This window comes from Ferrovibrio sp. (assembly GCF_002796975.1).
In the GTDB taxonomy this organism is placed as follows: Bacteria; Pseudomonadota; Alphaproteobacteria; order Ferrovibrionales; family Ferrovibrionaceae; genus Ferrovibrio.
In genome coordinates, this window is sequence record NZ_PEKV01000005.1 from 166,669 (window position 1) to 193,209 (window position 26,541).

Consider the following 26,541-nt stretch of genomic DNA (forward strand, 5'->3'; position numbering starts at 1 on the left):
TCTACTTAAAAAAAAGCCGGCCCGTTCCTGGAAACGGGCCGGCTGCGCGTCAAAACGCCGGGCTTACATCAGGCCCTTTTCCTTGTAGTACTTCGCAGCACCGTCATGCAGCGGAGCCGAGTTGCCGTTCTTGATCATTGCCTTCTGGTCCAGATTGGCGAAGGCCGGATGCAGCTTCTTGAACTCGTCGAAGTTCTCGTAGACCGCCTTCACGAGCTGGTAGACCGTCTCGCTGTCGACCTTGGACGAACTGACCAGGGTGGCCAGCACGCCGTAGGTCGGGGTCGCCTGCGGGTTGTTGTTGTACAGGCCGGCCGGGATCGACACCTTGGCGAAGTACGGATTCTCGGCGACCAGCTTATCGACGGCCGGACCGGTCAGCGGGACCAGCTTGGCGCCGCAGGTGGTGGTCGGATCCTGGATGTTGGCCGAGGGGTGGCCGACGCCGTAGAAGAAGCCGTCGATCTTGTTGTCGCACAGCGCCGGGCCGTGTTCGTCGGCCTTCAGCTCAGAAGCGAGCGCGAAGTCGCTGAGCTTCCAGCCCATCGTGTTCAGCAGCTGTTCCATCGAGGCGCGGGTGCCCGAACCCGGATTGCCGACGTTGAAGCGCTTGCCCTTGAAGTCTTCGAACTTCGTGACGTTGGCTTCCTTGCGGGCCAGCACGGTGAACGGCTCCGGATGGATCGAGAAGACCGAGCGCAGTTCCTTGAACTCGCCGGCATCCTTGAACGGGCCGACGCCCTTGTAGGCCTGGTAATGCACGTCCGACTGGGCGGCGCCGAAGTCGAGCTCGCCGGCCTTGATCGTGTTGATGTTATAGGCCGAGCCACCGGTCGATTCGACCGAGCAGCGGATGCCATGGGTCTTGCGGTCCTTGTTCAGCAGGCGGCAGATCGCGCCGCCGGCTGCGTAATACACGCCGGTCACGCCGCCGGTGCCGATGGTGACGAACTTCTGCTGCGCCATGCTGGCGCCGGGCAGGGCAGCCAGGATGGCCGCGCCGAAAGCACCGATGGCGAGGTGCTTGGTTCCAAACAGCATGATTACTTCTCCTCCGTGAATGGCCGCCGCCGTGATTGGCCAGGCCAGGCGTTACTGCAGTTGCCGTCCACAGATCATGGCGATCCGGGGCGGCGGTATCGGGACAGACAAGGATCCGGGCCGGCTGTCTCCGGATCGGTGTCCGAAGCGCCTTCGCCTGCCATGCCGGTGCCGCCCCCCGATGCGGCTTCCGGCCAGTTCCTTAGCCCTGTGATAGCTGAACCGCACGGCTTTTCTGCCATGCGTATCGGTGCCATGTCCATAACCTGATGGTATGGGGACAATTTAGGCCCGTTCCGTCAAGCCCGATAGGCCTTTTCGGTCGGGCCGAGCACGCCGGAGATGGTTTTCTCGGTCAGCGCCAGCATAGCGCTGAATTTCCGCGCCAAAACCGACGCGGGCTGGTGTTTTGCCCGCAGGGTATGCACGGAAAAATCGATCCGCGGCGACAGCGGGCGGGCTACCACCAGGTCGGGGTTATGCGAAGCGGCAGTATACTGATCCACGATCGCCACGCCGGCACCGCGCGACACCAGCGCGAGCGCGATCTGGTTGGTCTTGACCTCGACGATGGGCTGCAGGTCAACGCCGGACAGTTTCACTGCCGCACTGAAGGCCGCGCCGAGCGGATCGTCGCTGCGCAGGCCGATGAAGGGATGCTTGCGGAACCAGTCCAGCTTCACGGCAGCCGTCAGCTGGTTCTCGATCGATTTGGGGAAAATGCCATAGAACTGCGCCGGCGCCAGCGTCTGGATGTCCAGGCCGGGATGGCCCTGAATATCGAAGCCGACACCGAGATCGACTTCGTGGTTCAGCACCACGCGGACCAGATCGGCATATTGCCGGCTTTCGACCTCGAAGCTGACATCGGCATGCTTCTGGCGGAAACGCGTGATCGCCAGCGGAATCAGGTCGACGCAGAGCGCGGGTGCGGCGGCGATGCGCAGGTGGCCGCTGGTGGCGGCGCCCAGGTTGCGCGACAGTTTGCGCAGGTTGTCCAGGCCGCTGATGATGCGCTCGCTCTCGGCATGCAGCACCTGGCCCTCGCGGGTCGGCAGCAGGCGGCCGCGCACGCGGTCAAACAGCTTGTAGCCCAACTGGTCTTCGGCACGCAGCAGCAGACGCGTCGCCGCCGGCTGCGAGATATTCAGCAGTTTCGCCGCGGCCGTGATCGTGCCGGTCAGCATGATGGCGTGGAAGACTTCGAGATGGCGCAGTTGCATGGCTGGTCCGGCCGGAAAGGCGACTTGGGCTAGACATGGCATAACGCAATGTAATGGGCAACGGCCGGATCGGCAGTGGCGGCGCGGATCGTGGCCACCTAGCTTCAGGCGACCGTTGCGAGGCACTCTGCCGCGCGACGCCATGGAGTATCGCATGAAGATCGTGGTGATCGGTTCCGGCGTGGTGGGCATGACAACGGCCTGGCGGCTCGCGCGCGACGGCCACAGCGTCACCATCGTTGACCGCGCGTCCACCACGGCGCAGGGCGCCAGCCATGCTAACGGCGCGCAGTTGAGCTATTCCTATGTCGCGCCGCTGGCCAGTCCCGGCGTCTGGTTCGACCTGCCGAAATACCTGTTCGGGCGCAATACGCCGATGCGTTTCCGTCCTACCTTCGATCTGTTCCAGTATCGCTGGCTGCTGAAATTCATGGCGGCCTGCACGCGCGAGCAGGCCTTTGCCACCACTGACCGGCTGCTGCGGCTGGCCTATCTGAGCCGCGATGTGCTGCATGGCGCCGAGGATATCCGTGGGCTGGAATTCGCCTGGAGCAGGGCGGGCAAGCTCGTGGTGCAGGGCAGCGCTGCCGGCCTCGACGGCGCGCGGGCGCAGGTGGAGTACCAGAGCCAGCGCGGCAGCGTGCAGCAGGTGCTGAATCGCGACGCCTGCCTCAAGCTTGAGCCGGCGCTGAAAGGCATCGCGCATCGCATCGTCGGCGGTGTCTATACGCCTGACGAGGAAGCCGCCGATCCCTACCGGCTGTGCCAGGGTATCGAAGGCCTGCTGTCGGGCGACAACAGCGGCGTGACATTCGTCTATGGCGCCAAGGTGCGCCGTCTGCTGCGCAGCGGCCGGCGCCTGCTCGGCGTGGAAACCGCCAGCGGCGATGTGCTGGAGGCCGATGTCTATGTGCTGGCGGCTGGCGTGGCCAGCCGGCGTCTGGGCCTCACCGCCGGCCTCGACCTGCCGATCTATCCGATCAAGGGCTACAGCCTGTCATTGCCGATCGCCAACGACGATGCCGCGCCGCGCGTCTCGATCACCGACACCGACTACAAGGTGGTCTATGCACGACTGGGCGAAAAACTGCGCGTCGCCGGTATGGCCGATATCGTCGGCAATGACGACAGTATCGATCCGCGCCGTCTCGGTCAGCTGGTCTGGCAGGCGCGCGAGACTTTCCCGCAGGCCACCACCTGGCAACAGATGGAACCCTGGACCGGACTGCGGCCTGCCACGCCGAAGGGCCTGCCGATCCTCAATGCCAGCGGGATCGACAATCTGCTGCTTAATGTGGGCCATGGCGCACTCGGCTTCACGCTGGCCTTTGGGTCGGCCGAAGTGATCGCCGCAGCGCTTGCCGGCCGGACTTCGCCGGTGCCGGAGCAGGATTTCGCGCTGGCGGCGGCTTAACATCGTCGTTCCCGCGAAAGCGGGAACCCAGACATCGGACCGACTGGGTCCCCGCTTTCGCGGGGACGACGAAAAGAGCGGTTACCTCAAACCTTCCAGATACGCCCGCGCCGTCTTCACATCGGCGATGCTGCGGCCCATCACGCCGGCGGCCTGCACGGTCTGGCGGATCAGCGCGGCATTGTCCGGCGCCGTGCTGCCGTCGCTGAGCAGCGTGTTGTTCTCGAAGCCGAGACGGGCATGGCCGTTCAGGCCCAGTGCGGTCAGCGCGCAGGCCGATTCCTTCGGGCCGAAGGCGCAGACGGCGAAATCGCCATCCGTATTGCTCCAGTCGTGCAGGAAGGGCAGCAGGTCGACCGGCTCGGACTTCTGCCCGGCCGTGTAGCGGCCCAGCACGAACAGCACGAAATGCCTGTCGCCCGGGATGATGCCGCGCGCCTTCAACTCGTGGAAACGCTGAACGTCCTCGGCGGCATAGAGAATGTACTGCATCATCACGCCGGCCTTGTAGAGTTCGGTCAGGAAGGCGCCGCCGTCCTTTTCCGCGGCCTCATCGGGCAGGATTTCACGCACGGCAAGGCTGCAGGCTTCCGGCATCAGGGCGCGCATCGCCGCCATCTGCTGGTGACGGTCGTAGATGCCGGCGGCCTCTGACGTCGCCTGGATGATGAGGTCGCTGCCCGCCTCGCGCCGCACCGCCTTGATCGCCTCGCGATAGAGCCCGGCATCCAGCGAATGTCTCCCGCTGCCGGGTTCGCGCACATGCAGGTGGATCATGGCAGCGCCGGCGTCGCGGCATTGTGCGGCGCAAATGCCAAGTTCATCGGCGCTGAGCGGCACCGCCGGGTGGTCAGGCTTCAGCTTGCGGGCGCCGTTGGGGGCGACGGCGATGACGGCAGGATGCAGGGTGCTCATCAGGCGACGCTCTTCAGCGCGGTGTCGACAGCATCGCCGAGTGTCTCGACGATCAGGTTGATGTCGTCTTTGGTGCAGATGAAGGGCGGCGCCAGCAGCACATGGTCGCCATGCTTGCCGTCGATGGTGCCGCCCATCGGATAGCACATCAGGCCAAGGTTCATCGCTTCCTGCTTGATGCGGGCATTCAGCTTCTTGGCCGGGTCGAAGGTCGCCTTGCTGGCGCGGTCCTGCACCAGTTCGATGGCCTGGAACAGGCCGCGACCGCGGATGTCACCGACATGGCGGTGATTGCCGAAGCGGTCCTGGAGGCGGTCCATCAGGTGCACGCCCATCGCCTGCACATTCTCCAGCAGATGATCGCGCTTGATCACCTGCTGCACGGCAAGGGCGGCGGCGCAGGCCATGGGATGGCCGAGATAGGTATGGCCATGCTGGAAGAAGCCGGTGCCGTTCCTGAAGGAATCGAAAATATGCTGGCCGAGCAGGATCGCGCCGATCGGCTGGTAGCCGCCACCGAGGCCCTTGGCGATGGTCATGATGTCGGGCGAGATGCCTTCCTGCTCGACGGCATGCAGCGTGCCGGTGCGGCCCATGCCGCACATCACTTCGTCCAGGATCAGCAGCACGCCGTATTTATCGCAGATTTCGCGGATGCGCTTGAAATAGCCCGGCGCGGCGGTCACCGCGCCCAGGGTGGCGCCCACCACCGGTTCGGCGAGGAAGGCGATCACGCTGTCCTTGCCGAGTTCGAGGATTTTGGCTTCCAGCTCGTCGGCGGTGCGTTTGCCATAGGCTTCCGGCGTCTCGTCGGGCTGGCGGTCACGATATTCGAAACAGGGCGCGATGTGATGCGCCTCGATCAGCATCGGTGCGAACTGCTGGCGGCGCCATGCATTGCCACCCACTGACAGCGCGCCGACCGTGTTGCCGTGATAGCTCTGACGACGGGCGATGAAATGCTTGCGCTGCGGCTCGCCGCGCTCGACGTGATACTGCCGCGCCATCTTCAGCGCGGCCTCGATGGCCTCCGATCCGCCCGACACGTAATAGACATGGCTAATGCCTTTGGGTGCATGGGCGATCAGTTCATCGGCGAGACGTTCTGCCGGCTCGGTGGTGAAGAAGCTGGTATGGGCGAAGGCCAGCTTGTCGGCCTGCTCATGCATGGCGCGGGTGACGTCGGGATGGCCGTGGCCGAGACAGCTCACCGCAGCGCCGCCCGAGGCATCGATATACTGCTTGCCGTTGGCATCGATGATGCGGATGCCTTCGCCGCCGACGGCGACCGGATAGGCATGATTGATACTGCGATGCAGGATGCGGCTTGTCATGACTTGGGCTTTCTGCGCTGGGGGCGGCGGGACCAGTAGGTGGAAAAGGCATCGAGCTGGTGCTCGGCATTGCGGATGGCGTTGAGCGCCTGCTCGCCGCTGCGCGCCGCGATCAGCGCGATCAGCGTCTCGGCAGCGGCAAAGGCCGGCGTGATGGCATGGAAGAAGGATGGCGTGTCGGTCGGCACCAGGATGCTGGCCTGCGCCAGCGCTGCCACCGGCGACACGCGGCTGTCGGTGATCGCCACGACAGCCATGCCGAGCCTGGCTGCGTAAGCGGCGCGCTCGACCGCAGCAGTGGTGTAGGGCTCGACGCTGATCACCACCAGCACGTCGCCCGTGCCGGCATGGCGCAGCGCGTCGAAACCGGTATCACCGGCACCGTCCAGCAGCACACCGTTATCGCGAAACAGGCCATGCACATATTGCGCATGGAAAGCCACGGCATGGCAGGAGCGTAAGCCCAGGAAATACACCTTGCGGGCTTTTTCGATCAGTGTGGCGGCGGCGATCAGCTCAGCCGTACCCGCCTCGTCATGACTGCCGGCGATATGGTCGGCCATGGCCCAGCCGATCTGCGCCGCTAGCGCACCGTCGCTGCTCTGCGCTTTCTGCCGCTGCAACTGGCCGGCGCGGTGGCTGAATTCCGCGGTATGGCTCGGCCGGCGCAACGCCGTGGCCTGCAGGTCGCGGAAAGACGCGTAATCGGCAAAGCCCAGCTGGCGCGCCAGGCGCGTCATGGTCACCGGCGGGACGCCGGCACGGCGCGCCTGTTCGCGCATCGACAGCAGGGCGACATCATCCGGGTGATCCAGCACAAAGCGGGCCGCGGCCTGCAACTGCGGCGGCAGGCTGGGAAAAGCCTGGGCGATGCGGTCGCTGAGCGAGGGGTCGGCGGCGGAGGTCAGGTCCGGCATGGCGCAATTGAACCGCAGGGCAGGAGCGTTTGCAACAATTGATTCTATAGAATTTTATTATGATACGAATGTTTCATGACGGAGAAGCGCTCCAGCCTTGCCCGGGACCTTGCCCTGGGCCGATAAGAACGGCTTATAGTGCGACGGCTAAATCAGGGGCGTCCGGTCATGGCCGATCTGCGCAATCTCGAAACCTTCGTCTGGGTCGCCCATCTTGGCGGCTTCCGCGCCGCTGCCGACAAACTGAACACCACGCAGCCCGCCGTGTCGCAGCGCATCGCACAACTCGAATCCGAACTTGGTGTGAAACTCTTCGACCGCGAACCGCGCGGCATCGCACTCACCTCGAAAGGCAACGAGCTACTGCCTTATGCCGAACGCATGCTGCAGCTTCACGCCGACCTGCTGCATGCAGCGCGCGAGAAGAAGGCGATGCGCGGCATCGTGCGACTCGGCGTCGCCGAAACCATCGTGCATACCTGGCTGTCGAAACTGATCGAGCGCATGCACACGGTCTATCCGGCGCTGACGCTGGAGATCGAGGTCGATGTCTCGCCGCTGTTGCGCGAACGCCTGCTGGCGCATCAGCTGGATATCGCTTTCGTGCTGGGGCCGATCAGCGAACCGCGCATGAAAAACGTGGCTTTGTCGAGCTATCCGTTGGCCTGGGTGGCGAGTCCGTCACTCGATCTCGGTGCCGAGCCGGTGCCGCTATCGACACTTGCCCGCTGGCCGATCATTACCTATCCGCGCAACACCCGACCTTACATTGCGATCCGCGAGATGATGACGCGACACGACATGCCGGCTTTGCGTATGTATGGCAATGCGTCGCTCTCCACCATCGTGCGCATGACCTTGGACGGTATTGGCATCTCGGCGATTCCGCCGCTGATCATCCGGCGAGAACTGACAGAAAAACGTCTGCGCGTGGTGAAGGCGGAACAGAATCTGCCCGATCTGAATTTCCATGCCTGCTATCCAGTCAAACCCGACAGCTATCTGGCCGAGGCAGTCACCGAGATCGCGCGCGAGATGGCGCAGACAGAAATGAAGCGGCGCGAAAAGAGGCAGAAATAGCTCTGGGGCATCTGCTTCCTGACCGATAAGAAATTCTTATAGGCTTCCATCGGAACTCGCGATTGGACAGTCAACCTTCCCTCATGATGCGATAGGCGCAGAGTGGAGGAGCGGAATGAACGCAGTTGCGTCAGGTAAGATTTATGCCAGTGGCCGCGAGGCCCGGCTGGCCATTCGCCGCGGCGAACACCGTGGCCAGACCGCCGGCATCGCCCCGGGTTTCGTGCAGGGCAACCTCGCCATCCTGCCCAAGGCGCTGGCCGACGATTTCTTCCGCTTCTGCCAGTTCAATCCGAAACCCTGCCCGCTGATCGGCGCATCCGAACCCGGCGATCCGCGCATCCCGGCGCTGGCCGAGGATCTCGATATCCGCACGGATCTGCCGCTCTATCGCGTCTGGCGCGACGGCAAGCTGGTTGAGGAAGTGCCCGACCTGAAGGCCGTCTGGCGCGACGACCTCGTCGCCTTCCTGATCGGCTGCTCGTTCTCGTTTGAAGAAGCGCTGGTCGAGGATGGTATCGACCTGCGCCATATCAGCTGCGGCACCAATGTGCCGATGTATCGCACCAATATCGACACCGTGCCGGCCGGGCCGTTCCGCGGCCCGCTGGTGGTGTCGATGCGTCCGCTCAAGCCCGCCGATGCGATCCGCGCCGTGCAGATCACCTCGCGCTTCCCCGCCGTGCATGGCGCGCCGGTGCATCTCGGCAAGCCCGAACTGCTCGGCATCAAGGATCTCGCGACGCCCGACTATGGCGATCCGGTCGAAGTGAAGGCTGACGAACTGCCGGTCTTCTGGGCCTGCGGCGTCACGCCCCAGTCGGTGATCGCCACTGTGAAGCCGGAGTTCTGCATCACCCATGCGCCGGGGCACATGCTGGTGACCGACCTGAAGAACAGTCGCCTGGCGATTCTGTAATTTCGCAATCACAACCGGAGGGGAAGATATGACATCAATGATCAAGACGCTCGCATTCGCGGGTGCCGTGGCGATGGGGCTGAGCGGTGCGGCTCTGGCCCAGGACCTGCCGAAGACGCCGCTGAAAGTGGTCGGCGCCTGGGGCAACCTGACCCAGTATAAGGAATACGAGCAGCCGTTCTGGACCAAGGAAATCACCCAGAAGTCCAAGGGCGCCATCACCGCCGAAATCACCCCGTTCAATGAAATGGGCCTGAAGGGCGCGGAAATCTTCCGCCTGATGCGCCTCGGCGTGATCGATTTCGGTTCCACCGTGCTGGGCTATGTCGCCGCCGATGATGCGCGCAACGAAGCCGTCGATCTCGCCGGCCTGTCGCCGGATGTCGAAACCGCGCGCAAGGTGTCGGATGCCTACAAGCCGGTCTATGACAAGTTCTACCGCGAGCGTTTCGGCGTGCAGGTACTCGGCATCTGGCCGTATTCCGCGCAGGTGCTGTTCTGCAACGGTGAGATCAAGGGCCTGGCCGACCTGAAGGGCAAGAAGGTGCGCACCGGCAACCGCACGCTGGCGGAATTCGTCGAGGCCTTCGGCGGCACCGGCGTGACACTGGCCTTCAACGAAGTGGTGCCGGCACTGCAGAACAAGGTGGTCGACTGCGCCATCACCGGCACGCTGTCGGGCAATTCGGCCAAATGGTACGAAGTGGCGACGCATATCTATGCCCTGCCGCTGGGCTGGAGCCACGTCATGCACGGCGTCAATGTGAAGACCTGGGACCGACTTGACCCGAAGGTGAAGAGCTTCCTGCAGACCGAGATCAAGGGCCTGGAAGACCGCATCTGGAAGGCTGCTGCCGAGGAAACCCAGCAGGGTTACGACTGCAACGCCGGCAAGGACAGCTGCAAGCTCGGCACCAAGGCCAAGATGACCGTCGTGCCGGTCACCGAGGCCGACAAGGCCCTGCTGAAGAAGGCGATGGCAGAGACCGTCGTGCCGAAATGGGCGGCGCGCTGCTCGGGCGATTGCGTTCCGGCCTGGAACGACAGTATCGGCAAGATCGTCGGCATCACCGCCAAGGCGAAGTAAGCTCGGTGTAACGGACGGGGCCGCCCTGGCGCGGCCCCGCCTGCTTTTGACTGAATCCGGGGGACATTATGACCGCGCTGCTCGATCGCTGGCTCGGCTTTGCCGACCGCATTTCCCACTACGCCATCTGGGCCGGCGGCACTCTGGTTCTCGCCTCCGCCATTCTGGTGTCCGTCGACGTTCTGCTGCGCAAGCTGCTCCTGGTGTCGCTGGGCGGCGCCGACGAGCTTTCGGGCTATGCCTTCGCCATCGGCACCACCTGGGCGCTGGCCTTCACCCTGCTGCGCCGCGCCAATGTGCGCGTGGACGCGCTGTATATCCATCTGCCGCAGATTCTCTGCGCCATCCTCGACATTCTTGCTCTGATCGCCTTTGGCGGCTTCCTCGCGCTGCTGACCTGGCAGGCCTGGGCTGTGCTCGATACTTCGCTGGCCTTCCAGGCCCGTGCCACCACGCCGCTGGCGACACCACTGTGGATGCCGCAGTCGCTCTGGCTGATCGGACTGGTCTTCTTCCTTTTCACCATTCTGCCGCTGCTGCTGCGCAGCCTGTTCGCGCTGCTGGGCGGCGATCTCGCCAAGGTGCGCAGCCTCGCCGGTGCACGCACCATTGAGGAAGACGCCGCCGACGAAGCCGCCCACACTGCCAACATAAAATTGGCCGCCACTCTCAAGCCGCAGGACTGAACCGATGCTTGGCACAACGCTCGTTCTCCTGCTCGCCCTGCTGGCTGCCGCCCTGCCGGTGGCCGGTGCGCTCGGCACGCTCGGCCTGCTGCTCGACAAAATCTATTCGAAGATGCCGCTCAGCCTGGCACTGGGCGAGGTCGCCTGGTCGTCATCGAAAGACTTTCTGCTGGTCTCGATCCCGATGTTCATCCTGCTCGGCGAGGTCCTGCTGCGCGCCGGTGTCGCCGAGCGTATGTATGCCGCCATGGTGAAATGGCTGGCCTGGATTCCCGGCGGCCTGATGCATTCCAACATCGGCGCCTGTGCCATCTTTGCCGCCACCTCGGGTTCGTCGGTCGCCACCGCCGCCACGGTCGGCACCGTGGCTTTGCCGCTGGTCAAGAAGCACGGTTATAACGAACGCCTGTTCCTCGGCACCCTGGCGGCCGGTGGCACGCTCGGTATTCTCATTCCGCCGTCGATCAACATGATCATCTATGCGGTACTGACCGACACCTCGATCCCGAAGCTGTATCTCGCCGGTATCATTCCCGGCCTCGGCCTGGCGGTTCTCTTCATGGCGCTGGTCGCCGTCTGCTGCGTGGTGAAGCCGGCTTGGGGCGGCAGCACGCAGAGTTACAGCTGGAGCGAACGCCTCGCCAGCCTGGTCGACCTGCTGCCGCCGCTTGGCATCTTCCTCGTCGTGGTCGGCTCGATCTATGCCGGCCTGGCGACGCCGACCGAAGCCGCTTCGCTCGGCGTGGTGGCAGCACTCGGGCTGGCGGCCTTCTATCGGCGGCTGTCGATTGCCATGCTGAAAGAGGTGATGGAAAACACCATGCGCACCACGGCCATGGTGATGATGATCATCGTCGCGGCCTATTTCCTCAATTTCGTCATCTCGGCCATCGGCCTGACCACGATGCTGACCGATTTCATCGCCGGTCTCGGCCTGTCGAAATTCGAGATGCTGATCGCGCTGGTGATCTTCTACCTGATCCTCGGCTGCTTCATGGAAACATTGTCGATGATGATCACCACGATTCCCATCGTAGCGCCGGTGATGTTCGGGCTCGGCTTCGATCCGATCTGGTTCGGCATCATCATCATCATCCTGATCGAGATGGCGCTGATCACGCCGCCGGTCGGCCTCAACCTCTTCGTCGTGCAGTCGCTGCGCACCCATGGCACGCTGAACGACGTGATCGCCGGCTCGGTGCCCTTCGTCGGCATCATGGTGCTGCTGATCCTGCTCCTCACGATCTTCCCGGGGCTTGCGCTCTGGCTGCCGACTGCTTTTGGTTAGGATTCCGAACATGCTGACTTTCGACCGCCTCTGGCAGGACAAGCGCGACCGCGTCGCCGTGCAGATCGACACTTTGATCGTGGCCGGTTGGGCCGGCCGTGACGCGCATGCCATCGAACACCATATCGAAGAACTCGCCGCGATCGGCGTGCCGCGGCCGAGCAGCGTGCCGCTGTTCTATCGCATCGGCACCGGCCAGCTGAGCCAGACCACGCATCTGCAGGTGCTCGGCCCGGATACCTCGGGTGAGGTCGAGCCGGTGGTGCTGTCGCTGGCTGACGGCCTCTGGGTCGCAGTCGGTTCGGATCACACCGACCGCAAGGCTGAATCAGCCGGTGTCGCGCTCTCCAAGCAGCTCTGCTCGAAAGTGGTCGGCACCGGGCTCTGGCGCTACGAGGAAGTGGCCCCGCACTGGGACAGTCTGATCCTGCGCGCCTGGGCGACCATCGATGGCCAGCGCACCCTGTATCAGGAAGGCGCGGTCTCCGGCCTGCGCAGTCCGGCCGACCTGATGCAGCGCTACAGCAACGCCGCCACGCTCCCTCCGGGCAGCCTGATGTTCGGCGGCACCATCGGCGCCATCGGCGGCATCCGCCCGGGCACGCGGTTCGAGATGGAACTGGAAGACCCGGTGCTGCAGCGCAAGCTCAACCACGCCTACGATATCGAGGCGCTTCCTGTTGTAGCCTGAGCAGGCCCGCTCTATGACTCCGGTATGAGCGCCTATCCCCAGATCCGGTCCTTCGGCGATACCGGCTTCAGTGTCGAATTCGGCGAGGGCATCGACCGTGGCATCAATGCCATGGTGATGGCGCTGCATGCCGCACTGACCGACACGCGTCCGGCTGGTCTGGTGGAAACCATCCCGTCTTTCCGCGCCCTGCTGGTGCAATACGATCCGCTCGCCACCAGCCGCGCCGATCTCGAAAGCCATGTGCGCGGGTTGCTCGACGGGCTGAAGCCGCAGCAGCACGCCGGTCGGCTCTGGCGTTTGCCGGTCTGCTATGCCGAGGAGTTTGCGCCCGATCTGGCCGAGGTCGCCGAACGCTGCAAGGTCACGCCGCAGAAGGTGATCGAGATTCATACCGGCGGACGTTATTTCGTCTACATGCTCGGCTTCATGCCGGGCCTCGCCTATATGGGCGGGCTCGATGCCGTGCTGCATCTGCCGCGCCGGTCCTCGCCGCGCACCAAGGTTCCCCAAGGCTCGGTCGCCATCGCCGAATCGATGACGACAATCTACCCCTGGGAAAGCCCGGGCGGCTGGCATCTGCTGGGCCGCACGCCGCTCAAACTGTTCGATGCCGCGCGCGAAGAACCGATCCTGCTCGGCGCCGGCGATGAAGTGACTTATGTCGCGGTCTCTGCAGATGATTATGCCGCGATGCTGCACCAGGTTGAGGATGGCTCGTTCGACTATGCTGCGCTCAGGGTGAAAGCATGAGCGCCCGCTTCCTCGATGTCGTCGCGCCCGGGCTGATGACCTCGGTGCAGGATCTCGGCCGGCTCGGTGCGCAGGCGCTCGGCATGCCGGTGGCCGGCGCTACCGATGCGATTGCGCTGCGGCTCGCCAACGCGGTGGTCGGCAATCCGGAAAATACCGGCGCGCTGGAAATCGGCTATCTCGGGCCGACGCTGGTGGCGGCTGCTGACGGCGTGCGCGTCGTGCTTGGCGGCAAGGCGAAACTCACCCTGCAGCCCGCCGATGGCAGCGAGGCGCGACCCGCAAAACCCTGGCGTTCGCTGCTGCTGAAACGCGGCGATAAACTCACCATCGGTGCGGTGGACGAGGGCGGTGTCGCCTATCTGGCGGTCGCCGGCGGGTTTGCGATTCCCGCCTTCATGAGCAGCCTGTCGACCTATATGCGCTCCGGGCTGGGCGGCTTCGAGGGTCGCGCGCTGAAAGCCGGCGACAGTCTGCCGCTCAATACGATTGCCGCCGAAGGCGACGAACGCGAACTCGCCGATGAGATTGACTATGGCTCCGGTCCGATCCGCGTGGTGCTCGGCCCGCAGGAAGACCGCTTCACGCAAAAGGGCATCGAGACCTTCCTGTCGGCCACCTACAGCATCACCAAGGAAGCCGACCGCATGGGCATCCGGCTCGAAGGCGAGACGGTGGAACACACGCGCGGCGCCGATATTGCCTCCGAAGGCGTCGTCACCGGATCGATCCAGGTGCCGGGCAACGGCAAGCCGATCATCCTGATGGCGGATCGCCAGACCACCGGCGGCTATACCAAGATCGCCACGGTGATTTCCGCCGATCTCGCCCGCGTTGGCCGCATGAAGCCCGGCGATACGCTCAGCTTCACGGCTGTCGAGGTCGCCGCCGCCGAAGCCGCGCGCCGCGAACAGGAAAAGATGGTACGCCGCCTGATCGAGGGCATCCGCACGGCACCGCCCGATGTCACTCTCGACCTGAACGCGCTATATACGCAGAATCTGATCAGCGGCGCAGTCGATGCCCCCAGCGGGCACTGGCGCTAGGGAGACTGTCTCATGACGACGAAGACTAACCTGAACAGCGATCTCGGCGAAAGCTACGGTGCCTGGACCATGGGCGACGATGCGGCGATGCTCGGCGTCGTCGGCACCGCCAATGTCGCCTGCGGCTTCCATGCCGGTGACTGGAGCGTGATGCAGGCCACCGTGGCGGAGGCCGTGAAGAATGGCGTGTCGATCGGCGCGCATCCCTCCTATCCCGATCTGCAGGGTTTCGGCCGCCGGCCGATGACCATGAGCAACAGGGAAGTCGAAGCGCTGATGGCCTACCAGATCGGCGCGCTGATGGGCGTGGCGGCGACGAAGGGCGGCAAGGTCACGCATGTGAAGCCGCATGGCGCCATCAACAACAAGGCTGCCACCGACATGGATCTCGCCATGGCGCTGGCGCGTGGCATCGCCGGCGTGTCGAAAGACCTGATCTTCCTGGCGCCGGCCGGCTCGGCCATGGTGACGGCGGCCGCCAAGGCCAACCTGCCGGTGGCGCAGGAAGTCTTTGCCGACCGCAATTACGATGACGATGGCAACCTGGTGCCGCGCGGCCAGCCGCATGCCATGGTGCATGACAATGACGAGGCACTGAAGAATGTGCTGCGCATGGTGCAGGAACGCGCCATCGTCTCGGTCACCGGCAAGCGCATCCCCTGCAATGTCGATTCGATCTGCGTGCATGGCGACAGCGCCGGCGCGGTCTCCATGGCGCGCCACATCCGTACCGGGCTGGAGCAGGCCGGCGTGAAACTGGTCACGCTGCCGGAGATGCTGGAGTAATCTGCACCAGGATATTTGTATTTTCATAAATCCGTTGACTGAGTGAGTGACCTGGCTTAACCCTCGACGGTGATTTCGGTTTCGGGGGAATACCAGTGATAAGCCGCAGCAGCAGTCGTTCCGCCACTATTCTCGCGTTGGTAGTTGGTTGTGCGGTCACTACGTCTGCTGTCGCGCAGAGCGCCGCCGAGCCCAAATGGGGCCCTCATATCGATCTTGAGGCCAAGCCGGGCACGAAACGCTCGCTGAGCGAAGCCGATCTGTTCATTCCCGTCGCGCAGTCCGCCGACACCCTGTTGTTCGCCAATCTGCGCCTGCGCATGGACGATAACGACAGCAACGAGGGCAATTACGGCCTTGGTGTCCGCCACATGCTGGAGAGCGGCTGGAATCTGGGCGCCTACGGTTATTTCGATCGGCGCCGCACCGAATACGACAACCACTTCAACCAGGTGACCCTCGGTGTCGAAGCGCTGTCGCAGGACTGGGATCTGCGCGCCAACTATTACGCGCCGGTCGGGCGGCGCAGCCACAATATTGACAGCCTGAACACCGCCGAAGTCTCCGGCACCACGGTGATCTTCCGCGGCGGCGAGGAACGCAGCATGGGCGGTTTCGATGCGGAGGTCGGCCGGCGCGTGCCGCTGTTCGACGCATCTGCCGACCGGCAGTTCCGCATCTTTGGCGGCGCCTACCATTTCAGCGAAAGCGGTGTGGAGGATATCAGCGGCCCGCGCGCCCGTGCCGAACTCACCTTCGACAGCGTGCCGTATCTGTGGGAAGGCTCGCGCTTCAGCATCGGTGCCGAATGGCAGCATGACGATCCGCGCGGCAGCCAGGGCTTCCTCACCGCCCGCCTGCGCATACCTTTTCAGGTATACGGACGCCCTGCCTCCACGTTGACGCCGATGGAACGCCGCATGGCCGATCCCGTCGTGCGCGATATCGACGTGGTCAGCCAGGCCGGCCAGTTCAGCGCGCCGGAGACGGCGACTCAGCTGGCGAATGGCTCGACCTTCACCGTACTGAACAGCGCGACCACGGCGGGTGACGATCTCGATGATGTCGTCACGGCGGCCGGCAATAATTCGACGGTCATTCTGGCCGGTGCCTTCCAGACGACGGGTCTCAATGCAGTCAGCCTGGCCTTCAACCAGACCCTGACCGGATTCGCCACGGTGCGCAGTGCCTCTGGTCGTACGGCTGTCGTGAATACCGGCGCGTCGATCAATGGCACCAATATGACCACCACGACCGTACAACTCAATGCTGGTGGCCGGCTGGAAGGCGTGACGGTGACGGGTGCCTACAGCGGCGGCGCCGCTGGCCGCGTGGTGCAGGTGGCAGACGGCTCCACCGGCGTGCATATCGAGAATAGCATCATCACCGGAACGCAGAGCGGCGCGGCCGTGGGCAACGTCGTGACCATCGGTCAGAACACCTCGGTTACTCTGCGCAACAACACCATCACGGCGAGCGGCAGCGGCACTGCCACCACCATGACGGCGCTGTTTGCCAGCAGTTCAAACACGACGCTGACCTTTACCGGCAACACGATCAGTGCGACCGGCGGCACTACGAACAACATTGTCAATTTCGGTGCCGGCGTCACCACCATCACCGGCGACTCGACCGGCAATATCCGTGGCAGTGGCAACTGTGTCGGTACGCCGGCCAGCGGCAGCATCGGCTTCACCAACGGCACGACCTGCCCGTAACGCCGGGCACGGCTCCGGCTTGACGGCTCCCCCCGTTGCCCGGCAAGACTGGGCGACGGGGAGAGTGTCAGTATGACCAAGTCGAAATCCGCCAAGCCCACACAGAAAAAAAGCCGTCAGCCGGATGTAACGCGGCGCAACATTCTCGATGCGGCGCTTTATGAATTCGCCGCCAAGGGTCTGGCCGGCGCGCGGGTCGACGAGATCGCCGCGCGTTCGGGCTCCAACAAGCGCATGATCTACGAGTATTTCGGCAACAAGGAGGGCCTCTGGCTCACCGTGCTGGAAAACGCGTATACGCGGATGCGCGAGGAGGAACATGCCATCGACGTGGCGCGCATGAAGCCGGAAGACGGCATGCGCTACCTGATGGAGTTCAATTTCAAATTCTGTTCGCGCAATCCCGAATTCATCGCGCTGCTGAATGCCGAGAACCTGCACAAGGCCAGCTATCTGAAGGATTCCAAAAAGATCCGCGAGCTCTACACGCCGCTGCTGGTGGTGATTACCGATCTGCTGCAGCGCGGCCAGAAAGACGGCGTGTTCCGCAAAGGGGTCGATCCGGTCGAGCTTTACACCACGATTGCAGCGCTGGGTTTCTTTTACTTTTCCAACATCCATACGCTGTCGACCATTTTCGGCCGCAACCTGCTGTCGCCGAAACAGCAGAAAACCCGCCTCGACCATTCCATGGAAGTGGTGCTGGGCTACCTGCGGCCTTGAGGCGACCGGGCAGCGGCCCGGCCGAATTTCGTAACTGACCGGTTACTTCCCCGTTGACAAGCCCGCCCGGCATCGGAAATGCTGGCTGGATAACAAGGATCGTCACGATCCATAACGGAGGAGACCGCCATGCAAGGCAAGCTTGCTATTCGTATCGCTGTGGCCGCTTTCGCGGTCGGTACCCTGGGCCTCGTCGCCCAGCCGGCCGACGCGCAGACCTGGAAGCCGACCAAGCCGATCACCGTAATCGTGCCCTGGGCCGCCGGCGGCTCCACCGATCAGGTGATCCGTGTCACCGCCGCCGAGCTCGAAAAGGCGCTCAACCAGAAGGTCGTTGTCGTCAACCAGCCGGGCGGCTCGGGCTCGATCGGCACCAAGAGCGTGCTGGAAGGCAACAAGGACGGCTACACCTGGGCTTCGGGCGCCGCGAAGGATATCGGTTCCTATGCCGTGTCTGGTCTGCTCGACACCCAGGCGAAGGACTGGGATTTCTACCTGACTGTCGCGAATCAGGCGGTGATCAGCGTCAATCCGAACACGCCCTACAAGAGCGTTGCCGATCTGCTGGCGGCGATGAAGGCCAAGCCGGGCCACGTGTCGTTCGCCACGGCCGGCGTGAATTCATCGGGCCATTACGGTTCGGAGGCGCTGTCGCGCGCGGCGGGCGCCACCTACAAGCACGTGTCCTATGACGGCGGCAATCCGGCAGTGATTGCTACGGTTTCGGGCGAAACCGAAGTGACCAGCCAGCTGGGCGTCGAGCAGATCGAGATGATCCGCGGCAAACGCCTGCGTCCGCTGGCCGTGCTGGCCGACAAGCCGCTGGTGGTTGACGGCGTTGCGCCGATCGAGCCGATCACCAAGACGCTGCCGAAATTCCGCACCGAGGCCAACTATTTCGGCATCTTCGTGCCCAAGGGTGTGCCGGCGGAGGTGACCGCCACGCTGAACAAGATCTGGGCGGAGAAGATTTCCAAGTCGGAAGCGCTGAAGAAATATGCCTCCGACAAGGGCGCGATCTTCGATCCGCAGTATGGCGAAGCCGCCAAGAAGGCCTCTTTCCCGGCCATCCAGGGCGCTGCCTGGATCCTGCAGGAAGGCGGCAAGGCCAAGGTCAATCCGGAAACGCTCGGCATCCCGAAGCCGTAAGCCGGAGTTAACAGGACGGCCGCCTGGCTTGATACAAGCCGGGCGGCCGATTTGCTTTTCAGGAGTCGTGATGATGGACCAGACCCCAGCCCAGCCTGCCACCGCCGAAGAAGCCACGGTTTCGCCGCGCGCCGATTTCTGGTCTGCCTGGGTCTGGATCGCGCTGGGCCTCGCGATTCTCGTCATCAGCCTGAAGATGGATCGCCTCGAACGTTTCCAGGCCAGCATCTACACGGCGCCGGGCCTGGTACCGGGCCTGCTCGGCATTGCCATCGCCTTCATGGGCGCGATCCTGATGTTTCGCGCGGTGCGCGGCGGTGCGCTGCAGACGCGGCCGCCCCGCCGCCTCGTGCTACGCGACCACTGGCGCCTGATTTTCAGCCTCGGCCTGTCGCTGGTCTATGCACTGGTCATCGTTGCCAGCGCGCTGCCGTTCTGGCTGGTCACGGCAGTCTATATCGCCACTTTCGTCATCGTTTTCCAGTATGCCGAGCGCCGCGCCGCCGGACAGGTGCCGCGCGGCATCGCGATTGCTGTCGTGCATGGCCTGCTGGCCGGCTGGGCAATCCAGTATATCTTTGAAGAACTCTTCCTCGTTCGTCTGCCGTAAGTAAGAAGGCGCGCATCCATGTTTGACGGCCTGCTCGGTTTTGCCCATTCGATCTGGAGCTTCTCCAGCCCGGAAACCATTTTCTATGCGCTGGTTGCCTCGCTGGTCGGCCTGATCATCGGTGCGCTGCCGGGCCTCACCGCCACCATGGGTGTGGCACTGATGACGACGCTGACGCTGAAGCTGCCGTCCGACCAGGCGCTGCTGATCCTGATCTGCACTTACGTCGGCGCCATCTACGGCGGCAGCCGCAGCGCCATCCTGCTCAATATTCCAGGTACGCCGGCTTCAGCTGCCTCCTGCCTCGACGGACATGCGCTGGCCAAGCAGGGTCTCGCCGGCCGTGCCATGGGCATTGCCACTTCGGGCTCGATCCTCGGCACCTGGATCGGCATGTTCTTCCTGGCGCTGTTCACGCCGATCCTGGGCGAAATGGCGCTGAAATTCGGCGCCTATGAATTCTTCTGGCTTGCCGTCTTCGGTGTGGTGATCTCGGGCAACCTCACCGGCACCGATCCGCTGAAAGGCTGGATCGCCGGTTTCATCGGGCTGTTCATCGCCGCCATCGGTCAGGAGGGCATGTATGCCTACGACCGCTTCACCTTCGGCGTGCACGACCTGTCGGGCGGCATCGCGCTGATCCCGGCGCTGGTCGGCGTCTTCGGCTTTGCCGAGGTGCTGAACGTGATGAAGGACAAGCCGCAGAAATTCATCATCAACACCTACGACACCGTGATCCCCAAGATTGCGGACGTGCTGCAATACTGGCGCACGGTTATTCGTTCCGGCCTGATCGGCACCTTCATCGGCATCGTGCCGGGCGTGGGCGAGGATGTCGCGGCCTGGAGTTCCTATGCTGCTGCGCGCCGCGCCAGCAAGGAAAAGGAGAAGTTCGGTAAGGGTTCGGTCGAAGGCCTGATGGCTGCCGAAACCGGCGACAATGCCTGCGTGCCGGGTGCGGTGATCCCCGTGCTGACCCTGGCAGTACCCGGTTCCGCTCCGGCGGCCGTGCTGCTGGCCGCCATGCTGATCCATGGCGTGCGTCCCGGGCCGCTGATCATGGTGGAGAGTCCCTCTTTCGTTTACGACGTCGTGGCGATGATGTTCTTCGCTTCCATCGGCATCCTGATCTATGGCCTGACGCTGACCAGGCTGCTGGTCAAGATCCTGCTGGTGCCGCGCGCGCTGGTCATGCCGGTGATCTTCGTGCTCTGCTCCGTCGGCTCCTACGCCATTGCCTCGCGACCCTTCGACATCCTGGTCATGCTGGTCTTCGGCATCATCGGCCTGGCGATGCGCGGCCTGAACTATCCGATGGCGCCGCTGGTGCTCGGCATCGTGCTGGGCGACCTGCTCGACAAGAGCCTGCGCCGTGGCCTGAGCCTGTCCGATGGCGATCTCACGCCGTTCTTCGGACGTCCGATCGCCTTCGTCATCTTCCTGCTGGTGCTGTTCACCGTCCTGATGAATGTGCCGTTCGCCCGGCGCGTCATGGGACAGGGCACGGCGCTGCTGCTGCGCCCGTTCCGGCGCGCCTGACCCACGAGAGCGGAATTGACGATACCCGCCTTTCCACGCTATAAGTAACTGACTAGTTACTTTACGGACTAGCTGACGATGCGCATCTCGCTCTGCAATGAAGTTCTCAGCCCCCTGCCGTTTGCCGCGCAATGCGCGCTGGCGGCGGAACTGGGCTATGACGGGCTGGAGATCGCGCCCTTCACGCTAAGCGACGATCCGCTGTCGCTGACCGCAGCCGAGCGCAAGGTGATCCGCCGCGCGGTGGAAGAGGCCGGGCTCGCCGTCACCGGCCTGCACTGGTTGCTGGTCACGCCCAAGGGGCTGTCCATCACCGAGACCGATCCGGCGGTGCGCCGTCGCACCCGCGAGATGATGCAGGGCCTGTGCGATCTCTGCGCCGATCTGGGCGGTGCCTATCTGGTGCATGGCTCGCCCGCGCAGCGCCAGCTGCCCGACCGCGACATCCATGCCGCCAAGGGCTATGCGCTCGAAGCTTTCCGCTATGCCGCCCGCGCCGCCGAGAAGGCCGGCGTGATCTACTGCGTCGAGCCGCTGTCGCGCCGCGAGACCAACTTCATCAACACGGTGGCCGAGGCGATCGGCGTGGTGGAAGGCATCGGCAGCAACAGCTTCCGCACCATGATCGACTGCAGCGCCGCCGGCCTGGCGGAAGAGCAAAGCGTAGCTGAACTGATCTCGCAATGGCTGCCCAGCGGTCTGATCGCGCATGTGCAGGTCAACGACCCGAACCGCAAGGGCCCCGGCCAGGGTGAGATGGATTTCGTGCCGATCATCGCCGCGTTGAGGCAGCATGGCTATGGCGGCGATCTCGGCGTCGAGCCCTTCGTCTACGAACCCGATGGCCCCGGCGTCGCCGCGCATTCGATCCGATACTTGCGCAATCTGCTGGGAGCGGCGGCATGAAGGCCGAAGCGCCCGCCTTTGCCATCGGCGATATCCAGCTGTTTGAACGGCCGGTCACGCTGCGGCTGCCCTTCCGCTTCGGCGTGGTGACGCTCACCCATGCGCCGCAGGCCTATGCGCGCCTGCGTATCACGCTACCCGATGGCCGCAGCGCCTGGGGTTCGGCGGCCGAACTGATGGCGCCGAAATGGTTCGACAAGAATCCCGCACTCTCCAATGAGCAGAATTTCGATCAATTGCGTCGCAGCCTGCTCAATGCCGTGAATGCTTACGCCGCCGATTCCACGCCGCGCACCGCTTTCGGCCATTCCGCCGCCCATCATGCCACCCTGGTGCAGCAGGGCGCGGGCGAGGGACTGAATGCGCTGGTGGTCTCCTATGGCGCGGCGCTGCTGGATCGCGCCGTGATCGACGCGCTCTGTCGCTTACGTGGTGTGCCCTTCGTGGCCTTGCTGGGCAAAAACCAGTTCGGTATCGAAGCTGCGACGCTCACGCCGGATCTTGCCGGTTTCGATCTCGACAACTGGCTCGGCGGGCTGAAAGCCGGGCGTTCTATTGCCGCGCGGCATACCGTCGGCCTGATCGATCCGCTGCGTGAAAGCGATGTCGCTGCACCGCGACTGAACGACGGCCTGCCGGAAAGCCTGGAGGGCGCGGTGGCGCAATACGGCCATCGCTGGTTCAAGCTCAAGGTCGGCGGCAATGTCGAAAACGATCTGGCGCGCCTGCAGGGGATTGCAGCTGTACTCGATCAGTCGAGCGAGCCCTATCGCGCCAGCCTGGATGGCAACGAGCAGTATGACGATGTCAACGGCATCGCCGCGCTCTGGGCGGCGATGAAGGACGACCGCGCACTGCGCCGGCTGATCTCCTCGATCATTTACATCGAGCAGCCGATCAAGCGTGCTGCCGCATTGGCCCAGCCGGTGGAGAAACTCTCGGCCGAGATTCCATTGATCGTCGACGAATCGGATGCCGATTACGACGTCTTCCCCAAGGCGCGCGAGTTGGGTTATCGCGGCATCTCGTCGAAAACCTGCAAGGGCGTCTATCGCGCCATCCTTAATGCGGCGCGGTGTTCGCATTGGGGTAACGGTTACTTTGTGACCGGCGAGGATCTGACCTGCCAGGCCGGTCTTGCCGTGCAGCAGGATCTCGCCCTGGTGGCGGCCCTGGGTCTCGGCGATGTCGAGCGTAACGGCCATCATTACGTCGATGGCTTCGGCACGGCACCGCAGGCGGAGCAGGACGCATTCCTTGCCGCCCATCCAGACCTCTATCACCGCGATGTAAAGAGCGGCCGCGTGCGACTCAATATCCGCAGCGGCAATCTCGACCTGCGCAGCATCATGGACGCCACGGCCTTCGGGTCTGGGGCCGAACCAGATTGGGGCAATCTTGCCCCCCTGACTTTGAATTCTTGAATAAGGACAGAACAGAATGAGCAAGGATATCCGTCTCGGCATCATCATGAACGGCGTCACCGGACGCATGGGCATGAACCAGCATCTGATCCGTTCGATCTGCGCGATCCGCAAGGATGGCGGCGTGGTGCTGAAGAACGGCCGCCGGGTGATGCCAGATCCGATCCTGGTCGGCCGCAACCTCGACAAGGTGGCGCGTCTGGCCAAGGCGCACGGCATCGAACGCTATACCGACGATCTAGATGCGGCGCTGAAGAACAAGGACGACACGCTGTTCTTCGATGCCGCCACCACCCAGGCGCGCGCCGGCCTGCTGAAAAAGGCGATGGCTGCCGGCAAGGACATCTACTGCGAGAAGCCGACTGCCGAGAAGCTCTCGGTCGCGCTCGACCTGGTGAAGGCCGCCAAGAAGTACAAGGTCAAGCATGGCGTGGTGCAGGATAAGCTGTTCCTGCCCGGCCTGCAGAAGATCAAGATGCTGATCGACAGCGGCTTCTTCGGCGAAATCCTCTCGGTGCGTGGCGAGTTCGGCTACTGGGTTTTCGAGGGCGACTGGCAGCAGGCGCAGCGTCCCAGCTGGAACTACCGCTACAAGGACGGCGGCGGCATCATCCTCGACATGCTGTGCCATTGGCGCTACGTGCTCGACAACCTGTTCGGCGAAGTCGAGAGCGTGTCCTGCCTCGGCGCGACGCATATCAAGAAACGCTGGGACGAGAACGGCAAGCCGTACAAGGCCGATGCCGATGACGCGGCCTACGCCACCTTCCAACTCAAGAGCGGCGTGATCGCGCAGATCAACTCCTCCTGGGTCACGCGCGTGCGCCGCGACGATCTCGTCACCTTCCATGTCGACGGCACGCTGGGTTCGGCGGTCGCCGGCCTGACCAGCTGCCGCACCCAGGCCCGCGTCAACACGCCGAAGCCGGTGTGGAACCCCGATGTGCCGCAGACCATCGACTTCTTCGACACCTGGCAGGAAGTCCCCGACAACCAGGTCTACATGAATGGTTTCCGCGCCCAGTGGGAAATGTATATCCGCCATCTGGTCGACAACGAGCCGTTCAAGTGGACGCTGCTCGAAGGCGCCAAGGGCGTGCAGCTCGCCGAAGCTGGCCTGAAGAGCTGGAAGGAACGCCGCTGGATCGACCTGCCGGAATTGAAGGCGTAACCACATGACGACGCTCAACCTGCCTGCCGGCGCCGGCAAGCTGGCGCCCTATACGCTGAAACAGCCCAAGGCGTTTCCTGCGGCCAAGCCGCCGTTCAGCCGCGTCGCTTATGCGGCGGCGCATGTGGTGGCGGATACGCTGGCCGATCACGATCCCTGGCTGACCCCTGCCATCGACTGGGATCGCACGATTGCGTTTAGGAAACATCTCTGGTCGCTCGGCTTCGGCGTGGCGGAAGCCATGGATACCGCGCAGCGCGGCATGGGCCTCGACTGGAAGGATGCGCTGGAACTGGTGCGTCGCTCGCTCGATGCGGCGAAGGACGTGCCGGGCGCCACGGTGGCGTCGGGTGCCGGCACCGATCATCTGGCGCCGGGGCCGGATGTCACCATCGACAAGGTGATCGCGGCCTATGAGGAACAGTGCGGCGCCATCGAGAAGCTCGGTGGCCGCATCATCCTGATGGCGAGCCGCGCGCTCACCGCCGCGGCCAAATCGCCGGACGATTACGCGAAGGTCTACAACCGTATCCTCAGTCAGGTGAAGCAGCCGGTGATCCTGCACTGGCTCGGCGAGATGTTCGATCCGGCACTCACCGGCTACTGGGGCAATGGCGACCATCTCAAGGCGATGGACACCTGCCTCGATGTGATCAGGGCCAATGCGGCCAAGGTCGACGGCATCAAGATTTCCTTGCTGGACAAGGACAAGGAAATTCTCATGCGCCGCAAGTTGCCGAAAGGTGTGCGCATGTATACCGGCGACGACTTCAACTATGCCGAACTGATCGCTGGCGATTCCGAAGGCTATTCCGACGCGCTGCTCGGCATTTTCGATGCCATCGCGCCGGCGGCTTCGGCGGCGCTCGGCGCGCTGACGCGCGGCGACGAGAAGACCTTCCACGACCTGCTCGCGCCGACCGTGCCGCTGTCGCGCCATATCTTCAAGACACCGACGCGCTTCTACAAGACTGGCGTGGTCTTCATGGCCTATCTCAATGGCCATCAGGATCACTTCGTCATGGTCGGCGGCCAGCAGAGCACGCGTTCGGCCCAGCATCTGGCCGAACTGTTCCGTCTGGCCGATGCGGCCGGGTTGCTCAGCGATCCGGATCGCGCCGCCAGCCGCATGAAGGCGGTGCTGGCGACGCACGGGATTGCCGCATGAGCCAGCGTAAACCCGGCCCGCTCTCGCTCAACACCGCCACGGTGAGGGAGCAATGGTCGCTGCAGCAGTGTATCGAGGGTTGCGCACGCCACGGCATCACCGGCATCTCGCCCTGGCGCGACAAGCTGGCGGACTACACCACGGCCAAGGCCGCGAAGCATATCCGCAAGGTTGGCCTCACCGTGACCGGACTCTGCCGCGGCGGCATGTTCCCGGCTGCCGATGCTGCCGGGCGTCAGGCGGCGATCGAGGACAACAAGCGCGCGATTGATGACGCGGCCGCGTTGAATGCCCAGTGCCTGGTGCTGGTGGTGGGTGGCATGCCGGCCGGGTCTCGCGACCTCGCGGGGGCCAGACAGCAGGTGCAGGACGGCATCGCCGCCGTGCTGGAACATGCGCGCGCTGCCAATGTGCCGCTCGCCATAGAGCCGTTGCATCCGATGTATGCGGCCGACCGTGCCTGCGTGAACACCGTGGCGCAGGCGCTCGATATCTGCGATGCACTCGGTTCCGGCGCGAACGACCGCCACCTCGGTGTCGCCGTCGATGTCTATCATGTCTGGTGGGACCCGACTCTTGCGGCGCAGATCCAGCGCGCCAGCAAGCGCGTGCTGGCTTTCCACGTTTGCGACTGGCTGGTGCCGACCACTGACCTGCTGCTGGATCGCGGCATGATGGGCGATGGCGTGATCGACATTCCGGCGATTCGCGCCATGGTCGAAGGCGTCGGTTATGACGGCTTCTGCGAGGTCGAGATCATGTCGACCAACAACTGGTGGAAGAAGGATGCCGATGCGGTGTTGAAGACCTGCATCGAGCGGCATGCCACTGTCATATAGTGCAGCGTCACCCCGGGCTTGACCCGGGGGCCCATTTTTACCTGCACTATAAAAAAGGAAATGGGATACCAGCACGTCGCGCTTTGCGCGACAGTATATGTAAGGCGGCAAAGC

The 26,541-nt window shown here is 63.9% G+C and carries 25 protein-coding genes; 20 read left to right on the forward strand and 5 right to left on the reverse strand.

The window, feature by feature from the left end:
- Positions 1-63: 63 nt before the first annotated feature.
- Both CTR53_RS05735 and CTR53_RS05740 read right to left on the reverse strand, forming a co-directional pair.
- Positions 64-1,041: a TAXI family TRAP transporter solute-binding subunit gene (locus CTR53_RS05735; protein ID WP_290809893.1), complete on the reverse strand. Its 978-nt coding sequence runs from the start codon at positions 1,039-1,041 to the stop codon at positions 64-66.
- 299 nt (positions 1,042-1,340) lie between these two features.
- Entirely contained in the window at positions 1,341-2,264 is a 924-nt protein-coding gene (locus CTR53_RS05740; protein WP_290809895.1) for a LysR substrate-binding domain-containing protein, read from the reverse strand.
- 115 nt (positions 2,265-2,379) lie between these two features.
- On the opposite strand from CTR53_RS05740, the gene CTR53_RS05745 reads away from it, so the two are divergent.
- Entirely contained in the window at positions 2,380-3,678 is a 1,299-nt protein-coding gene (locus CTR53_RS05745; RefSeq protein ID WP_290809897.1) for a D-amino acid dehydrogenase, read from the forward strand.
- 81 nt (positions 3,679-3,759) lie between these two features.
- Here the strand turns inward: CTR53_RS05745 and CTR53_RS05750 are convergent, their stop codons facing one another.
- Genes CTR53_RS05750 through CTR53_RS05760 form a run of 3 tightly spaced genes read right to left on the reverse strand, consistent with a single transcriptional unit; the run spans position 3,760 to position 6,844 of the window.
- Complete coding sequence (locus CTR53_RS05750) at positions 3,760-4,593, reverse strand: 3-keto-5-aminohexanoate cleavage protein (RefSeq protein ID WP_290809899.1); 834 nt, start codon at positions 4,591-4,593, stop codon at positions 3,760-3,762.
- Positions 4,593-5,927: an aspartate aminotransferase family protein gene (locus CTR53_RS05755; RefSeq protein ID WP_290809901.1), complete on the reverse strand. Its 1,335-nt coding sequence runs from the start codon at positions 5,925-5,927 to the stop codon at positions 4,593-4,595. The genes CTR53_RS05750 and CTR53_RS05755 overlap by 1 nt, the downstream gene beginning before the upstream one ends.
- Positions 5,924-6,844, reverse strand: coding sequence for a MurR/RpiR family transcriptional regulator (locus CTR53_RS05760; RefSeq protein WP_290809903.1), 921 nt, complete (start codon positions 6,842-6,844; stop codon positions 5,924-5,926). Before CTR53_RS05760 ends, CTR53_RS05755 begins: the two co-directional genes overlap by 4 nt.
- A gap of 168 nt (positions 6,845-7,012) precedes the next feature.
- Here CTR53_RS05760 and CTR53_RS05765 point away from each other — a divergent pair, with 168 nt between their 5' ends.
- The 19 genes from CTR53_RS05765 (at position 7,013) to CTR53_RS05855 (ending at position 26,427) form a co-directional block, all read left to right on the forward strand.
- A complete protein-coding gene (locus tag CTR53_RS05765; RefSeq protein ID WP_290809905.1) occupies positions 7,013-7,924 on the forward strand; it encodes a LysR family transcriptional regulator in 912 nt (303 codons plus the stop codon).
- Between the two features lie 115 nt (positions 7,925-8,039).
- Positions 8,040-8,843, forward strand: a complete 804-nt coding sequence (locus CTR53_RS05770; RefSeq protein ID WP_290809907.1) for a putative hydro-lyase — start codon at positions 8,040-8,042, stop codon at positions 8,841-8,843.
- A 37-nt stretch (positions 8,844-8,880) separates the two neighbouring features.
- Positions 8,881-9,930, forward strand: a complete 1,050-nt coding sequence (locus tag CTR53_RS05775; RefSeq protein ID WP_290809909.1) for a TRAP transporter substrate-binding protein — start codon at positions 8,881-8,883, stop codon at positions 9,928-9,930.
- 68 nt (positions 9,931-9,998) lie between these two features.
- Complete coding sequence (locus CTR53_RS05780; RefSeq protein ID WP_290809911.1) at positions 9,999-10,616, forward strand: TRAP transporter small permease subunit; 618 nt, start codon at positions 9,999-10,001, stop codon at positions 10,614-10,616.
- Positions 10,617-10,620: 4 nt separating this feature from the next.
- Positions 10,621-11,904, forward strand: a complete 1,284-nt coding sequence (locus tag CTR53_RS05785) for a TRAP transporter large permease (RefSeq protein ID WP_290809913.1) — start codon at positions 10,621-10,623, stop codon at positions 11,902-11,904.
- 10 nt (positions 11,905-11,914) lie between these two features.
- Positions 11,915-12,595, forward strand: coding sequence for a DUF2848 domain-containing protein (locus tag CTR53_RS05790; RefSeq protein WP_290809915.1), 681 nt, complete (start codon positions 11,915-11,917; stop codon positions 12,593-12,595).
- A 24-nt stretch (positions 12,596-12,619) separates the two neighbouring features.
- Positions 12,620-13,348 (forward strand): 5-oxoprolinase subunit PxpB, encoded by a 729-nt coding sequence (gene pxpB, locus CTR53_RS05795; RefSeq protein WP_290809917.1) that lies wholly within the window; start codon positions 12,620-12,622, stop codon positions 13,346-13,348.
- The gene (locus CTR53_RS05800; RefSeq protein ID WP_290809919.1) at positions 13,345-14,394 is read left to right on the forward strand and encodes a biotin-dependent carboxyltransferase family protein; all 1,050 of its coding nucleotides are present in this window, start codon (positions 13,345-13,347) and stop codon (positions 14,392-14,394) included. The genes pxpB and CTR53_RS05800 overlap by 4 nt, the downstream gene beginning before the upstream one ends.
- Before the next feature lie 12 nt (positions 14,395-14,406).
- A complete protein-coding gene (locus CTR53_RS05805; protein WP_290809921.1) occupies positions 14,407-15,180 on the forward strand; it encodes a LamB/YcsF family protein in 774 nt (257 codons plus the stop codon).
- Positions 15,181-15,275: 95 nt separating this feature from the next.
- Positions 15,276-16,898 (forward strand): inverse autotransporter beta domain-containing protein, encoded by a 1,623-nt coding sequence (locus CTR53_RS05810; protein ID WP_290809923.1) that lies wholly within the window; start codon positions 15,276-15,278, stop codon positions 16,896-16,898.
- A 72-nt stretch (positions 16,899-16,970) separates the two neighbouring features.
- Positions 16,971-17,621 carry a TetR/AcrR family transcriptional regulator gene (locus tag CTR53_RS05815; protein WP_290809925.1) on the forward strand — a complete coding sequence of 217 codons (651 nt, stop codon included), beginning with the start codon at positions 16,971-16,973 and terminating at the stop codon, positions 17,619-17,621.
- Between the two features lie 129 nt (positions 17,622-17,750).
- Positions 17,751-18,770, forward strand: coding sequence for a tripartite tricarboxylate transporter substrate binding protein (locus CTR53_RS05820; protein ID WP_290809927.1), 1,020 nt, complete (start codon positions 17,751-17,753; stop codon positions 18,768-18,770).
- Positions 18,771-18,840: 70 nt separating this feature from the next.
- Entirely contained in the window at positions 18,841-19,380 is a 540-nt protein-coding gene (locus CTR53_RS05825) for a hypothetical protein (protein ID WP_290809928.1), read from the forward strand.
- Between the two features lie 18 nt (positions 19,381-19,398).
- Entirely contained in the window at positions 19,399-20,919 is a 1,521-nt protein-coding gene (locus tag CTR53_RS05830; protein ID WP_290809930.1) for a tripartite tricarboxylate transporter permease, read from the forward strand.
- Between the two features lie 78 nt (positions 20,920-20,997).
- Positions 20,998-21,825: a sugar phosphate isomerase/epimerase gene (locus CTR53_RS05835; protein WP_290809932.1), complete on the forward strand. Its 828-nt coding sequence runs from the start codon at positions 20,998-21,000 to the stop codon at positions 21,823-21,825.
- Positions 21,822-23,249, forward strand: a complete 1,428-nt coding sequence (locus CTR53_RS05840) for an enolase C-terminal domain-like protein (protein WP_290809934.1) — start codon at positions 21,822-21,824, stop codon at positions 23,247-23,249. Before CTR53_RS05835 ends, CTR53_RS05840 begins: the two co-directional genes overlap by 4 nt.
- Before the next feature lie 16 nt (positions 23,250-23,265).
- Positions 23,266-24,420 carry a Gfo/Idh/MocA family oxidoreductase gene (locus tag CTR53_RS05845; RefSeq protein ID WP_290809936.1) on the forward strand — a complete coding sequence of 385 codons (1,155 nt, stop codon included), beginning with the start codon at positions 23,266-23,268 and terminating at the stop codon, positions 24,418-24,420.
- Positions 24,421-24,424: 4 nt separating this feature from the next.
- Positions 24,425-25,588, forward strand: coding sequence for a dihydrodipicolinate synthase family protein (locus CTR53_RS05850; protein WP_290809938.1), 1,164 nt, complete (start codon positions 24,425-24,427; stop codon positions 25,586-25,588).
- Positions 25,585-26,427 carry a sugar phosphate isomerase/epimerase gene (locus CTR53_RS05855; protein WP_290809940.1) on the forward strand — a complete coding sequence of 281 codons (843 nt, stop codon included), beginning with the start codon at positions 25,585-25,587 and terminating at the stop codon, positions 26,425-26,427. The genes CTR53_RS05850 and CTR53_RS05855 overlap by 4 nt, the downstream gene beginning before the upstream one ends.
- Positions 26,428-26,541: the final 114 nt, after the last annotated feature.